The organism is Serratia sp. GW822-FHT06D09 (assembly GCF_058799515.1).
Genome location: NZ_JBXALO010000002.1, coordinates 411,075 through 425,579 on the forward strand (window position 1 = coordinate 411,075; position 14,505 = coordinate 425,579).

At 53.4% G+C, this 14,505-nt stretch carries 15 protein-coding genes; 9 read left to right on the plus strand and 6 right to left on the minus strand.

Annotation, left to right across the window (positions count from 1 at the left end; genetic code table 11):
• Positions 1 to 863 precede the first annotated feature (863 nt).
• Together deoR and deoC are read right to left on the minus strand one after the other, a co-directional pair.
• Positions 864 to 1,628, minus strand: coding sequence for a DNA-binding transcriptional repressor DeoR (gene deoR, locus AC1RKG_RS05705; protein WP_046374028.1), 765 nt, complete (start codon positions 1,626 to 1,628; stop codon positions 864 to 866).
• A gap of 141 nt (positions 1,629 to 1,769) precedes the next feature.
• Positions 1,770 to 2,450, minus strand: coding sequence for a deoxyribose-phosphate aldolase (deoC, locus tag AC1RKG_RS05710; RefSeq protein ID WP_020826066.1), 681 nt, complete (start codon positions 2,448 to 2,450; stop codon positions 1,770 to 1,772).
• Positions 2,451 to 2,669: 219 nt separating this feature from the next.
• Between deoC and AC1RKG_RS05715 the strand changes: the two genes are divergently transcribed.
• On the plus strand, positions 2,670 to 3,509 hold the full coding sequence (locus tag AC1RKG_RS05715) for an aldose epimerase family protein (RefSeq protein ID WP_493182334.1): 840 nt from the start codon (positions 2,670 to 2,672) through the stop codon (positions 3,507 to 3,509).
• Between the two features lie 34 nt (positions 3,510 to 3,543).
• Here AC1RKG_RS05715 and ybjG read toward each other — a convergent pair whose 3' ends face one another.
• Positions 3,544 to 4,149 (minus strand): undecaprenyl-diphosphate phosphatase, encoded by a 606-nt coding sequence (gene ybjG, locus AC1RKG_RS05720; RefSeq protein ID WP_041415284.1) that lies wholly within the window; start codon positions 4,147 to 4,149, stop codon positions 3,544 to 3,546.
• 5 nt (positions 4,150 to 4,154) lie between these two features.
• On the minus strand, positions 4,155 to 4,889 hold the full coding sequence (locus AC1RKG_RS05725; protein ID WP_046375060.1) for a phosphatase PAP2 family protein: 735 nt from the start codon (positions 4,887 to 4,889) through the stop codon (positions 4,155 to 4,157).
• Positions 4,890 to 5,049: 160 nt separating this feature from the next.
• On the opposite strand from AC1RKG_RS05725, the gene AC1RKG_RS05730 reads away from it, so the two are divergent.
• From AC1RKG_RS05730 to AC1RKG_RS05740, 3 genes are all read left to right on the plus strand, one after another.
• Complete coding sequence (locus tag AC1RKG_RS05730; RefSeq protein WP_493182336.1) at positions 5,050 to 5,898, plus strand: 5'-methylthioadenosine/S-adenosylhomocysteine nucleosidase; 849 nt, start codon at positions 5,050 to 5,052, stop codon at positions 5,896 to 5,898.
• Between the two features lie 140 nt (positions 5,899 to 6,038).
• Positions 6,039 to 6,551, plus strand: a complete 513-nt coding sequence (gene eco / locus AC1RKG_RS05735) for a serine protease inhibitor ecotin (protein WP_046374026.1) — start codon at positions 6,039 to 6,041, stop codon at positions 6,549 to 6,551.
• A 204-nt stretch (positions 6,552 to 6,755) separates the two neighbouring features.
• Positions 6,756 to 7,724, plus strand: coding sequence for a threonine ammonia-lyase (locus AC1RKG_RS05740; RefSeq protein WP_493182338.1), 969 nt, complete (start codon positions 6,756 to 6,758; stop codon positions 7,722 to 7,724).
• A 284-nt stretch (positions 7,725 to 8,008) separates the two neighbouring features.
• On the opposite strand, the gene AC1RKG_RS05745 is transcribed toward AC1RKG_RS05740, so the two are convergent.
• Positions 8,009 to 9,697, minus strand: coding sequence for an aspartate:alanine antiporter (locus AC1RKG_RS05745; RefSeq protein ID WP_041414378.1), 1,689 nt, complete (start codon positions 9,695 to 9,697; stop codon positions 8,009 to 8,011).
• 427 nt (positions 9,698 to 10,124) lie between these two features.
• On the opposite strand from AC1RKG_RS05745, the gene AC1RKG_RS05750 reads away from it, so the two are divergent.
• A complete protein-coding gene (locus AC1RKG_RS05750) occupies positions 10,125 to 10,514 on the plus strand; it encodes an inner membrane protein YbjM (protein WP_048761796.1) in 390 nt (129 codons plus the stop codon).
• 39 nt (positions 10,515 to 10,553) lie between these two features.
• Here the strand turns inward: AC1RKG_RS05750 and AC1RKG_RS05755 are convergent, their stop codons facing one another.
• Positions 10,554 to 10,817: a GrxA family glutaredoxin gene (locus tag AC1RKG_RS05755; RefSeq protein WP_012006074.1), complete on the minus strand. Its 264-nt coding sequence runs from the start codon at positions 10,815 to 10,817 to the stop codon at positions 10,554 to 10,556.
• 242 nt (positions 10,818 to 11,059) lie between these two features.
• Between AC1RKG_RS05755 and AC1RKG_RS05760 the strand changes: the two genes are divergently transcribed.
• From AC1RKG_RS05760 to potF, 4 genes are all read left to right on the plus strand, one after another.
• Positions 11,060 to 11,365, plus strand: coding sequence for a YbjC family protein (locus tag AC1RKG_RS05760; RefSeq protein WP_020826075.1), 306 nt, complete (start codon positions 11,060 to 11,062; stop codon positions 11,363 to 11,365).
• A gap of 56 nt (positions 11,366 to 11,421) precedes the next feature.
• Positions 11,422 to 12,324: a 30S ribosomal protein S6--L-glutamate ligase gene (gene rimK / locus AC1RKG_RS05765; RefSeq protein WP_046374023.1), complete on the plus strand. Its 903-nt coding sequence runs from the start codon at positions 11,422 to 11,424 to the stop codon at positions 12,322 to 12,324.
• A gap of 161 nt (positions 12,325 to 12,485) precedes the next feature.
• Positions 12,486 to 12,965, plus strand: coding sequence for a type III secretion system chaperone family protein (locus AC1RKG_RS05770; protein WP_493182340.1), 480 nt, complete (start codon positions 12,486 to 12,488; stop codon positions 12,963 to 12,965).
• Positions 12,966 to 13,373: 408 nt separating this feature from the next.
• Positions 13,374 to 14,483 carry a spermidine/putrescine ABC transporter substrate-binding protein PotF gene (gene potF, locus AC1RKG_RS05775; RefSeq protein ID WP_020826078.1) on the plus strand — a complete coding sequence of 370 codons (1,110 nt, stop codon included), beginning with the start codon at positions 13,374 to 13,376 and terminating at the stop codon, positions 14,481 to 14,483.
• The last annotated feature ends 22 nt before the right edge of the window (positions 14,484 to 14,505 follow it).

The window sequence follows — 14,505 nt, forward strand, 5'->3', positions numbered from 1 at the left end:
GCTTGCGGGGATAATTGGCGTCCCCCTGGTTGTTTATTATGCTAATTACCGTTGGCCAGTGTGGCGGATAATTAATCAAATGATATTCCGCTCCCGAAGGGCCTCACATCGATACTGCTGCCGGAAGGTCATGGCCTGCCGATTTTCGTTGGCGGCAAGATAACGATTTACAGTAGAAACAACCGTGATCATGCTCTCAAATGCGTAATATGTGCGGTTAATTGCTTTTTTATTGGTTTTTCATGCATATGTTGCGCACTTGTGTAAGATTTCATGCTGAAAACGCTCTCATGGATGTTTCAGGATTTATCCGGTGTGGACGATCTGTAACCAGATAAAACGCTGCCGTTGTCAGCAAGCCGAGCAATATATTTTAAGCGTGGGTTTGGATCTAGCTAAAAACCCGGAATAAGCGGTTTTAGTGACGTAGATCACATTGTGATTTTAAGTGAATTAACTTTTAATTAATTGTTTTATATGGTTTTATTTAAAATATCCCGCTAATAACGAAGGTAAACTACTTAACTGGATAGCGGATAAAAATGCTTAACCATTCATCATATAAATAAACCAAATTGGTTATATTTAAACCGAATTGGTTGCGCAATTGTTGATATTTATCTTGTAGATGTTATTGCGATTTATCATATAAAACCCCGCAGATACCGGGCATGAAAGTAATATTGTGTGGGATTTATCCGTGCTAAAGGAATAAGCAGGAAGAACTGTTGCAATTTATTAACCTGAGATTGGCTGTGGATAAAGAGTTTTACGTATCAATCGAAGATTATTTGTTCAATTTTTGCAAAGAGAAGGGAGCCAGTGAAGGGCACCGTCGGCTGGAACCGACGGTAAAATTCAGCTTAAAAACGAATGGCGATCGCGTTTTCACTGAAAAAGTCCGCAAACTGCGGCTCGGGCTGACGATCGGTAATCACCCGGTCGAACTGCGTCAGCGGACCAATGCAGGCGGGCTTGGTTTTACCGAACTTGCTGTGATCGGCCACCAGGATTTTTTGCTGTGCCATGGCCATTGCCCGGTGCTTCATTTCCAGCTCGTCAAAATTAAAGCAGGTGGCGCCATGCTGCAGGCTCAGACCGGCGGCGGAGATAAAGGCGATATTCGGGCAGATATGATCCAGCTCGTTGTGCTGGCCGACGGCGGTGAAAATGTAGTTGTTCGGCTTGAATTCACCGCCGCACAGGATCACTTTGCAGTTCGGTTTGTCCTGGAGCGCCAGAAAGGTATTTAGCGAGTGGCATACTGCGGTGAACACCAGATCGTCGGCAATGGCATCGATGATCGCCGGGGTGGTGGTGCCGCAGTCGAAAAATACGGTGTCGTTTTCGTTGATCAACGCTGCGGCCAGCAGGCCGATACGACGCTTTTCCGTGACCTGTTTGGCCTTTTGATCGGAGACAAAATAGTTGGTGACGCCATTGCTGCGGGGATCGGCGACCACATAGCCACCCAACAGCACCACGGCGGCCGGTTCCGCGCTGAGATCGCGGCGGATGGTCATTTCTGAAACGCCCAACAGCACGGCGGCTTCTTTTAAATGGATCTTGTCAGAGCGCTTTAACGCCTGGACTAACCGGTTGATTCGTTCTTCGCGCCGAGTTTCCATCTGTCTTCCCACAGGGTTAAGAGCCATTCTCCAGGGCCGAACACACAAATGCGGGGTAATAGTTGACCAGCCTAAGGCTGGACACATTACCCCGCATCAGATTATCACGGCGCGCGCCCGGTACTGAGGCGCCTCAGTTTATCAGTAGCTGCCGGCGGCAGCCTGATCACCGGAAACGATTGCTACGCCAGAGCTGGTGCCGATACGAGTAGCGCCTGCTTTGATCATCTTCTCGGCGGTTGCGCGATCGCGCACGGCGCCGGATGCTTTAACCCCCATCTCACTGCCTACTGTCGCACGCATCAGCTTGACGTGCTCTTCACGAGCACCGCCGGTGCTGAAGCCGGTAGAGGTTTTAACGAAGGCCACATCAAGTTCGCGACACATTTCACAAACCTGAACGATCTGCGCATCGCTGAGCAGGCAGGTTTCCAATATTACCTTCAACGGGATCGCCGCGCAAACCTCGCGCACGGCGGCGATGTCGGCTTTGACTTCATCCAGCAGGCCGCTTTTCAGCCAGCCTACGTTGATCACCATGTCAATTTCCTGCGCGCCGGCTGCAATCGCCGCTTTGGCTTCGAAAGCTTTGGCTACGGTCAGGCCGGCACCCAGAGGGAAGCCGATCACCGAACAGATTTTCACTTCGCTTTCCTGCAGCAGATGCGCAGCCAGCGGCACATAGCCGGAGTTAACGCAAACGGCGTAGAAGTTGTGCTGCTGCGCTTCTTCACAGAGTTTGGCGATTTGCTCTTCGGTGGCATCCATCGCCAGCAGGGTGTGGTCGACATAGCGGGCGTAATCAATGTTTTCAGTCGTCATTTCGATTCCTTGTTGAGGTTTGATCAAAGCACAATGTGAATAATGTTAGAATAATAACATTCATCTGACGGTTAGGATAGCGTGATTTTAAAAAATGAAGGACAGATCATCGTTTTTAGGCTGTGTGGTGTATAACATTGGCAGTGATGATATGTTATTTAAATAACATTTTGGTGCTGAATGCAGGTTTGACCTGCGAGAACACCCAGGGGAAAAACTATGGATATGCTAATAAATCTGGTGCCACAGCGGTTTGGGACACAACCAGATGAAGTTTTCCGCAATGCGGATTTTGTGGTTACCGCTGTTGATTGTGCTCAGGCAGGACCGATGCTGACGTTGGAAAATAGCCGCGGCTTGCTGCGGGTATTGCCCTACAGTGGGATGACGATTTGGGATGCTGATTTTGACGGCTACTCGCTGAAGTCGGGCCGTCGTAGTGTCAAGGCGGCCCGTTGCCATCCTCATAGCGGCGTTGCTTTCCATTCACCCTGGCCGTATGAGGATGGTTCATCATCAGAATTAAACATGCAGCGTGTAGCGTTGCAGCTAGAGGGGAATACCCTGACGCTGTACGGCAGTGGCGAACTTGCCGATCGGCAGTGCAGGTTGCGCCCGGCGGTGAGCTTGACGGCGGACAGCGCACAATTTTCCATTGATATGCAAATCACTAATCTCGCCGAAGCGCCTTTACCGCTGAGTTATGTCTGCCAATTAAATTATGGCTGCATCCCAGCAGCCATTTTCCGGCAGAATTTACCGGCACCGGCCTTGATGCCAACGGGGAGCATCGCCGATCGGGGCGTGCTGTGTTCGGACGATTTGTCGTTGTATGTCGATCAGGCCGAGTTTTTTATGTTGGCCTCAAAGGGCAGACGATACGTCACGCGTTTTTCCACCGCACAATTTAACTATGGTCTGCGCCCCGTCACACAACAGGGCAGCCAGCGTTTGTTCAGGTTTATCCAACCGGCCACCGGTAAGGGCGACAAACTGCCTGCAATGGTGATAGAGGCGGGGAAAATGAGAGCCTTCAGTGTCACCACCGGGGTGGTGTGAAACAGGGGCGGAGCCGCCCCTGTCTGAAGAGAGATTACTCTTTAACCCACCCTTTACGGATCGGGAAGGCGAACAGGAAACGGTACAGGCGCGTCAGTTTGGCGGCAATGATGTCGCCGAACAGGTTCCACACCAGTTGGGCAAACAGGCAGCCTACCAGACCGAGCAGGAAGCCACCCACCATGTCCAACGGCCAGTGCACACCCAGATAGACACGGGACCAGGCGATGCCAGCCGCCACGATTAACAATAAAATCCCCGACCAGACACGGTGCCAGAACAGGAAAGCCAGTGCGAAAGTAAAGATGGCGGTACCGTGATCGCTGGGGAATGAACTGTCCGGCGCATGCGCCAGGAAGGTATACCCCACACCGGCGACGAATGGCCGTTCATGTGGCAGCAGCATGCCGATAGTGGCGGCAGAAAGCATGGCAAACAGCAGAGCAATTGTCGTCTTGGCCACCACTTCACGTTGCGACACCAATTGGTTCTGCGGCCCCCACAGCCATAGTCCGATAATCAGCATCGGCACGATAGCGATCAGATCGCGCGCCAGAAAGGTGGCGACATCGATCGATCCTTCGGGGGACGCCGGGGTCGCGTTGATCCAGGCGAAAAGAAGATAATTCAACTGCTCTATCATAGTTACCTCGTCTTGCGGCGGACAAACCCGCTCGCCATGCAATAAACAGCCAGTTGGCTGAGCCAGACCCACCAACCCGCCCACAGGTTATGGGTAAGAAAATGTGCGCCGCGCATGACCTGACCAAAACCCATCAGCATGCCGAGCACAATGCCGCCGAACCAACACCAGTAAGCCAGGCGTGGGCGTTGCGGATAAAACAGGAAAAACAGCGCCATCACGGCAAAGCCGCTGGAGGCATGACCGCCGGGGAAGCAGCGCCCTGGTCCAGGTACTGCCGGTATTGCGCCGAACAGAGGGTAGGACATCGCCTTACCGCCGTATTCGATTAAATCCCAAGGGCAGGAATGTGCGCTGGTGGCTTTAAGAATCCCGACCACCAAGGGACCAATGCCGATCAGCAGCATGGTGACAATCATGCGCGGGTTACGGCGATAAATGCCCCAGAACAGCGCCAGCACCGCACCGGTAATCACGCCGATTTTCAGCAGGCGGTGGTTAATCAAGTCCAGCCAGTGATTGTTCTGCCACGGAAAATGCCCGCTGGCGGCGTCGAACCAGTAATTGCTGATGGCCCAGTCCAGCTGTTCATTGCGCGACAGCCAAAGGAACAGCAACCCACTGGCTATCAACCCAAAAACCTGCCAACGGTAAAAGGATGCCGGCAGCGAGTAAAGGGCGTTAGTCTGAATTTGGGGTGTTGTTGAGGATTGATTTAGTGAAGGTTTTGGATTCACGCAGGGCTCAGATTCAATCAGAGAGATAGAGATCCCCACTGTAATAATTCTGTCTTAAGAAAACCTTAATGCCCGAGCAAGCCTGCTGCGAGAAAGGGATAGGCGAGCTATCGGCTTTCAGTTAAGGTAATCGTTTGCTTTTTATTGGGAAGATGTGGCGATGACAAAAAAATTGAATCTTGTGCTGTTGGCGGTCTGTGGCGCGCTGTTTTCTCCTCTGACGGTGGCGCAGCAGGGTGTTGTCCCCGGGCCGATTGTGGTTCAGGGCGCAATGCCGGTGGAGGCGGAACGTTTCGCCCAACGTCTGGACAACCCGCGTGAAGAACAAATTGGCGGCTGGCGCTTCTGGCGCGGCACCGTGGACGGTTATCCGGTCGTGGTGTCGGAAACGCTGAAAGGCATGTCTAACGCGGCGGCGGCTACGGCGATCGCCGCGACCGAGTTCCGCCCGGTGGCGATCATCAATCAGGGCACTGCCGGCGGCCACGATCCTGCGCTGAAAGTGTATGACATCGTGCTGGGAAAATATTCGGTTAGCCTGGGCGCGTTTAAAACGCCGAAAAAAGCACAGGGCGAAGGCAGTGATTCACGGCAGTGGCAACCTATGGATTTGCTGGCTTCGAAAGGCAGCGCCGGTGAGGATAAAAATCCCCATACGATCCGTCAATTCCCGGCAGACGCTAAACTGTTGGCGATAGCGGAGAGCGTTAAGGGCAGCTACGCGCAGGGCAAGGTCGTTGAAGGAGTGATTGGCTCCGCCGACGTCTGGAACAGCGAACTGGATCGCATTCGTGACTTCCGCGAAAAATATCATACCTCGGTAGAAGAGATGGAAACGGCTTCCGCCGCTCAGATAGCCGCGGCTTTCAATATTCCTTTTGTCGGCATTCGCGTCCTGTCCAACAATATTACCAACCAGGGTAAATACGATCCGCAGACCGGGCTTGCGTGTCAGGATTATGTCTACCAGGTGGTGAAGGCTTATATCGCTGAAAACGCATCTCGCTGATTGCTTATCCTGATTTTTGGTCGGCATTCTGGTTGTTGTTGCTGACCATTGTCCATTGTAAAGAAGATTAAACTGCTGGCGAGCTTGTCAGGAGTGTATTAGCTTATGGGCGAAGCATTTAATCATTGTAGGGATAAAACATGAACAAGGCATCCGTCGTATTTTCCGGCCTGCTGATGGCCGTTTCCGCCAGCGCCATTGCTGCCACCTCTGCCGAAGACACCGATATCAGCAAACAGCCGCTGGAAAAGGTCGCGCCATACCCTAAAGCGGAAAAAGGTATGAGCCGTCAGGTGATTTACCTGCCTAAACAGGAACACGAAGAGAACTTCAAGGTGGAACTGCTGATCGGCAAAACGCTGGAAGTGGACTGCAACCACCACATGATCGGCGGCACGCTGGAAAGCAAAACCCTTTCCGGCTGGGGCTATGACTATCTGGTGTTGGAAAAACTGTCCGATCCGGCCTCCACCTTGATGGGGTGCCCAGACAATAGCAAACAGCAGAAATTTATCGCTGCCAATTTGGGTGACGCGTCCATGCAGCGTTACAACAGCCGCTTGCCGATTGTGGTCTACGTGCCGAAAGACGTGGAAGTGAAATACCGCGTGTGGAAAGCCGAAGAGACGGTGAACAAGGCCGAGCAGAAATAATATCGATGCGTGCTAACCATTAGCACGGCTAAGTCATTACCGGATAAAAGCCCGTTTAGGGGAGTGCATTGCGCCGTTGGCCATAGCCCCCCAAACGGGCTTTTTTTGTGTGTCGCACAGTGGGGTATAGCAATAGAAAACGGCAGTAAAAGTATGTAGTTTGGTGTCGATACACAGCAACGCAATCTACCTAACTGGGCCAACATGACAAAATTAATTGAATTTAACGCCATCATTGAAGCAGCGGAGCGTTTATCTGGGAAAGTGATTCGCACGCCGGCCATTCCCGGTTCGAAACTGGCTGAAAAAATCCTGCGGCCCGTCTTCCTGAAGCTGGAAAACACCCAGCTTGGCGGTTCTTTTAAAGCCCGAGGGGTGCTTAACAAATTTTTGAAACTGGCGGATGAGCTTAAAGATAACCGGTTTGTTGCGGTGAGCGGCGGTAATTTTGGTATTGCGATCGCCGAGGCTGCGAAAATCTTTGGCGCTGACGTCACCATTATTATGCCACCCAGCGCACCCTCCACCGCTATCGACCGGGTCCGTCTGTTGGGCAGTAGCGTCATGATAGAAACGGATGTTCATGCGGCGTTTGAGCGAGCGAAGGCCTTGGCAGCCGAAGGTTATATAGTTATCGATGACTGTAACGATTCGCTGATAGCCGAAGGGCATGGCACCCTGGCACTTGAGTTTATCGCCGATTGTCCTGATTTAACTGATGTTTTTGTTGCTGTAGGTGGCGGTGGCATGCTGGCCGGTGTGGCGACGGCGCTGAAAACCATCAAGCCGGAGATCAGAATTTGGGGTGTTGAAACTGCGGGCGCCAATTCAATGCATCAGGCGCTTGGCGCCGGGAAACCTGTCGAGATTGAGGTCACGTCCATTATTTCCACGCTGGGGGTGCCCATCATTGACGAAATGATGCTTGCGCATGCTCAAGCTTATGTCGAAGACATAGTGGTTGTTTCAGATAAGGCTGCCATCGAAGGGATGATCGCTTTTGGCGAAGAGGCTAAGCAGTGGGTCGAATTGGCTTCCGGAACGCTCATTCCCGCTGTGCTGGCCATTGCGCCCAAGCTGCCCGCCAATGCGGTGATCGGGATGGTGGTGTGCGGTGGGAATATATCCCATCAAGACATGGCGAAATGGGTGAGTTATTCGCGCAATCTTTGAGTTCATCGCAATTTTCGGATGAGTGACGCCTGCTTATAAGTCACGTCTGAGTATCAATGAATTTAATGGTTTTGTTGGGCCGAACCACCGGCTCACTTTATTTCAGGCAACAAAAAACCCGATAGTCTTGAACCTAAAAAGGCGGGACTAACGGGCTCCACAAAATGGGGACATCAAAGAAAAGCAGTGGCACTAATTCAGACTACCCCCGGCAAGGAAAGTTCTCACCGGGGATAAAAATTTCAAAATATTTTTGCCACGGATTCATCTTCATTGCTTATCGTTTAGCCGAGGATCCCCGGCCACAGCACCACAATCAGCGAACCGGCCAGGGTTAACAATACGTTAGCGATAGCATAGGTACCGGCATAGCCCAGGGCAGGGATATTGCTGCGTGCGGTGTCGCTGATAATCTCCATCGCCGGCGCACAGGTGCGGGCCCCCATAATGGCGCCAAACAGCAGGGCACGGTTCATGCGCAGCACGTAAGCGCCGAACAGGAAGCAGATCACCACCGGCACCAAGCTTACGATCAGTCCGGCAATCAGCATCTGGCCGCCAACGGCACCCAGGCTGTGGCCAATACCGGCACCGGCGCTCAGGCCAACACCGGCCATAAACACCATCAGGCCGAACTCTTTCACCATATTGAGCGCGCCCTGCGGAATGTAGCCAAAGGTCGGGTGGTTGGCACGCAGGAAGCCGAGCATGATGCCGGACATCAGCAAGCCAGCGGCGTTACCGATGCCGAACGAGAAGTTGCTGAACTGGATGGTGATCTGGCCAATCAATAGCCCGATGATAAAGAAGGCGCAGAATGCCAACAGGTCGGTGACCTGACTGTGGATCGAGATAAAGCCAATCTTCTCCGCCACGCTTTTCACCCGGCGAGCGTCGCCGCTGACCTGCAGTACATCGCCTTTGTTGAGCACGATACTGTCGTCGATAGGCATTTCAATCTGGCTACGGATCACCCGGTTGAGGAAGCAGCCATGATCGGTCAGCTTCAGCTGGCTCAGGCGCTTGTTCACCGCATTGCTGTTCTTGACCACAATCTCTTCGGTGACGATGCGCATGTCCAGCAGATCGCGGTCGAAGACCTCTTTGCCGTTGCGGAAGCTGGGATCCAGCCGTGCATGGGCATCGGGGTAGCCAACCAGCGAGATTTCATCGCCTACCTGTAGCACCGCGTCACCGTCCGGGTTTGCCAAAATACCGTTACGACGAATGCGTTCGATATAGCAGCCGGTCTGGCGATAGATGCCCAGTTCGCGCAGGTTTTTGCCATCGGCCCAGGCCACCAGCTCCGGTCCCACGCGGTAAGCGCGGATAACCGGCAAATAAACCTTGCGTTGGCTGTCCGTGTCCAGGCCACGTTCGCGGGCAATTTGCTGAGCGGAGGTGGAAAGGTCCTGGTGTTGCAGCTTAGGCAGGTAACGTGCGCCGAAAATCAGACTCACCAGGCCAATCAGATAGGTCAGGGCATAGCCGAGGCTCAGATGATCCTGTGCCGCCAGCAGCGCCGGGCCGTTGGTGATGGTATTGCGCAGCGTATCGCCAGCGCCTACCAGGACTGGGGTTGAGGTCATGGATCCGGCGAGCATGCCGGCGGTCAGGCCAATATCCCAGTGGAAAAGTTTGCCGAGACCGATGGCGATCACCATCGCGGAACCGACCATTACCAGCGCCAGCATCAGGTAATTTTTACCGTCGCGGAAAAATATCGAGAAAAAGTTGGGCCCGGCTTCCACGCCAACGCAGAAAATAAACAGCATAAAGCCGAGATTTAGCGCTTCGGTGTTAATGGCGAAATGTTGTTGGCCAAGCAGCAGCGAAACCACCAAAACGCCAATGGAATTACCGAGTTGAACGGAGCCCAGACGGACTTTACCGAGGCACAGCCCCAGTGCGAGTACCACGAACAGTAACAGGATGTAGTTACCGTTTAACAAACTAGCGACGTTTATGTTCACGGAGGATAACTTATTGTTTACCAGTAAGTACTTGATATAGATAACTATAAGATATAAATTCAGTCAAAAATCGACGTCATAAATAACTAACCAGCGGAAGGCGATTCGAACCATCGATCGGCGGCGTTTATTCTAGTCGCTATGGCGCATGACAGCCAGCATAAAGCTGAGTTCCTGCGCCGCCGAACGCATTTTTACCCGTTGTATTTCAAGCCGCAACGCCGTCGTCTGCAGCCAGAGACGTGCTCTGCCCAACGGCATAGCCGCCGGGGCCGAGGATGCGCAGCCTGAAATTTAGCGGGATAGCTCTCTTTTAGTAGCCAAGGAAAAAGTTCAGTTCAGCGTTGCCGTTCTTCGGCAAGGCGTCACCGGCTTTGTGACACGGCTGATTTCTACGGTGTGGTAACAGATTAAGGGGGAGTAGGGTATGGCGAGCGAACGGTATTGGTGGGGTATTTTGAGCTGTTTCCTGCTGTTCAGCCTGGTGTATCTCGGCCAGCAGAGCGGAGTCTTTGGCAGTACCGATCATGAGCATCGGGGGGAGACCGGCCTGTTGCTGTTCGTGATACCCGGCGTGGTTGCCAGTTATCTGTCGAGTAAAAAACGCATTCTCTGCCCGTTACTGGGTGCGCTCTATGCACTGCCGCTGTGCCTGATCATCCGCCACTTTTGGTTAACACCCTCTTATTCGTTCTGGCAGGAATTGGCTTACGCCACCAGCGCGGTATTCTGGTGCATGTTTGGCGCGCTGCTGGCGCTGTTTATCGGCGGCTTGTTGCAGGCTTATCTGCAATGTCACCGCCGCGAACGGCAATAAAAAAAGGCGCTTTGAGCGCCTTTTTTTATTGCCTGAAACTTACTGGAACAGGTTCAGGTTTTCTTTGGCATAAGCTTCGAAATCGGTGCAGCCGCCGATGTGTTTCTCATCGAGGAAGATCTGCGGAACGGTTTCTACCGGTTTGCCAACGGTTTTTTCCAGATCGGCTTTGGTGATGCCTTCAGCGTGGATATCAACATAACGGAAGTTGAAATCGTCACGTTCTTCAGTCAGTTTTTCCGCCAACTCTTTCGCACGGACACAATAAGGACAGCCTGGGCGCCCGAAGATAACTGCAAACATGCAACACTCCTTAGATTGATATTCAATAATTTAATCGCAACTGCAATGACATTCTGTCAGTCAAAAAAGACTTAAGGTTGAGCATTACCCGCATTGATGGCGCCTACTATGCCCGTTGGGTCAGCGAAAAAAAAGCAGGAATTACCTGTTAATCTGATTCATCTAACCGATTAAGCCGCCGGGGCTGTCGCCATCGGGGGGAATTCACTACACTGGAGGCAGAGCTTCTGGAGAAGAAAAATATGCGTTCATTCGGTGACTTACCCCGTACGGTGTTGGTTTTGGAAGGCCTGGGCATGCTGTCATTAGTGCTGGCTTATCTGAGCATTCACGGTCACGTTCAATTGCCAGGCTGGTTGGCTTCCCAGCAGGCAGCGGTGGGCATGATTTTCCTCGGCGTGGCGCTGATGGTCCCGGCGGCGGCCTTTTTGGTTTGGCGCGTGGTGCAAGGATTCGGCCCGCTAATGCGCGGCGGTCAGCCGCCGCAGAACGATCGGCATAAGCCTCATTCGCCGGTCGATAAAAACGACAGTGAGCCGCGCGCCTGAGTGACGGCCGTCGGTGCAGGCCTGCCTGGCAGGTGATTGCCTTTTTGGGGTGACGAGTGAAAATTGCCATTCTTTCGCGCGATGGAACGCTGTACTCATGCAAGCGTTTGGTGGAGGCGGCAGAGCAGCGCGGCCACAGCGTGGATATTATCGATCCGCTTTCTTGCTATATGAACATTAACCCGGCCGCGCCGACCATTCACTATCGCGGCCGTCAGTTGGAACGCTACGATGCGGTGATCCCGCGCATCGGCTCCGCCATCACCTTTTATGGTACCGCCGTACTGCGCCAGTTTGAGCTGCTGGGCAGTTACCCGCTGAATGAGTCGGTGGCGATCACCCGTGCACGCGACAAACTGCGTTCGCTGCAGTTGCTGGCACGCCAGGGGATCGATCTGCCAATCACCGGTTTCGCCCATTCGCCGGACGATACCGGTGATTTGATTGAGCTGGTCGGCGGTGCGCCACTGGTGGTGAAACTGGTGGAGGGGACGCAGGGTATCGGCGTGGTGCTGGCGGAAACCCGCCAGGCGGCGGAAAGCGTGATTGACGCCTTTCGCGGCCTTAACGCCCATATCCTGGTGCAGGAATATATTCGCGAGGCACAGGGCAGTGACGTGCGTTGTCTGGTGGTCGGCGGTAAGGTAGTGGCCGCGATTGAGCGTCAGGCCAAGCCCGGGGAGTTCCGGTCCAATCTGCACCGTGGCGGTACCGCCCGCAAAGTAAGCATCACCGCCAAAGAGCGAGCTGTTGCGGTTAAGGCGGCCACCACGCTGGGACTGGACGTCGCCGGGGTAGATATTTTGCGAGCGACTCGCGGCCCGCTGGTGATGGAAGTGAACGCCTCACCGGGGCTTGAAGGGGTGGAAACCACCACGGGATTGGATATTGCCGGCATGATGATCGAGTATATCGAGCCGCGCGCCAGAGCGGGATTTCGTCTCAAGTCGGGCGGCTGATGTTGCCGACCAAAATCGGCTTTGCAATCGCCAGCTTTGCGGTTTTTTCCCGGCGATATTTGCCCAAATAGCGAATTAAGCCGCATTGATCGTGGCATCGCGGGGGAATATTCCGTAAGCTATGCGCCTTTTCGCGTTTTGAATATTGTGAGGCTGGTATTATGGATTCACTCATTGTCCCTGATTTGGCGTTGTTGCGACGCTGGCTGGATCAATCGGGCATTTCATTCTTTGAGTGCGATTCCTGTCAGGCGCTGCACCTGCCGCACATGCAAAACTTCGACGGCGTATTTGACGCCAAACTCGATCTGGTGGACAACGTTATTCTGTTTTCCGCCCTGGCCGAGGTGAAGCCGACCGCGCTGATCCCTCTGGTGGCCGATCTCAGCCAGATCAACGCCAGTTCGCTGACCATCAAAGCCTTTGTCGATATCCAGGATGATAACCTGCCGAAGCTGATCGTCTGTCAGTCACTAAGTATCGCCGTGGGCGTCACGCTGGAACAGTTCACGCACTTTATGCAGCAGGGCGAAGAGCAGATCTCCATGGTGATCCTCGAGGCGCGGGCGAACGATCTGCTGTTTATGGCTGACGAAGAAGAGAACCCGGCTAGCGCCGAACGCCTGCCAATGTTGCACTGATCCCCGCTGTAGATTATGCATGTCGCCCTTCTGGCGGCATGCTGCCGTTATTCCCTTCCACGATAATATATTCTGCGTTTTACCCTCTTTTGCCCGATATTTCTCGCCGTTTATGCCATTAATGGCGTATCACATAGAGAGAAACTGCATAAAAAATCGATAAAAGCCGTTTTTGCCCCCGGAGGCTGGTGCGTTTTGGCAACAGCGGTTATGCTGCTGATTCTGCTAAGGGCTTGCGATTCCCCAGGTGACCATGCGGGCTGGGCAGTTGAAAAAGGTGTCTGCAATCAACTGCATAGCTATTCAATCCGCGGTTGCAACGATTGCGCTCGATCAGGAAAGGTTTTGTATCAGTTTGCGATACAAGTTCAATTCTATGATTCACCCCTGTTTTGGAGGAAGTTACGGATGGTCACCCAACGTAAAAAGTGGTTATCGGGTGTTGTTGCCGGCCTGCTGATGGCCGCGTCCGTCACGGCGTCAGCCGAGGAAAAAACGCTGCACGTCTATAACTGGTCCGACTATATTGCGCCGGACACCTTAGCCAAATTCCAGAAAGAAACCGGCATTAAAGTGGTGTACGACGTCTTTGACTCCAATGAAGTGTTGGAAGGCAAACTGATGGCGGGCAGCACCGGTTATGATCTGGTAGTGCCTTCATCCAACTTCCTTGAGCGCCAGTCGAAGGCCGGTATTTTCGAGCCGCTCGACAAGAGCAAGATGCCGAACTACAAAAACCTTGATCCCGAAATGCTGCAGTTGGTGGCACATAATGACAAGGACAACAAGTACGGTATCCCTTACCTGATGGTGACCACCGGCATCGGCTATAACGTCGACAAGGTGAAGGCGGTGCTGGGCAAAGATGCGCCGGTCGACAGCTGGGATCTGATCCTCAAGCCAGAGAACCTCGAGAAGCTTAAAAGCTGTGGTGTTTCCTTCCTGGATGCGCCGAGCGAGGTTTACGCTACCGTACTGCACTACCTGGGCAAGGATCCCAACAGCACCAACGCAGCGGATTACACCGGTGCGGCCAACGATCTGCTGCTTAAGCTGCGGCCGAACATCCGTTACTTCCACTCTTCTCAATACATCAATGACCTGGCGAACGGCGATATCTGCGTAGCGATAGGCTGGTCCGGTGATGTGATGCAGGCGGCCAACCGCGCCAAAGAGGCGAAGAACGGCGTGAACGTGGCCTATGCCATTCCTAAAGAAGGGGCGCTGACCTATTTTGACATGTTTGCCATGCCGGCAGATGCCAAAAACAAGGACGCCGCCTACCAGTTCCTGAACTTCCTGATGAAGCCCGATGTGATGGCCGGCATCAGCAACTACGTCTATTACGCCAACGCGGTGAAGGACTCCACTCCGCTGGTGAAAGCGGAAGTGCGTGATAATCCGAACGTCTACCCACCGGCCGATCTGCGTGCCAAGCTGTTCACGCTGAACGTGCAATCGCCGAAGTTGGATCGTGTGATTACCCGCGCCTGGACTAAAGTTAAAAGCGGACGCTAGTACTCAGGGCCCAAAATGCCGG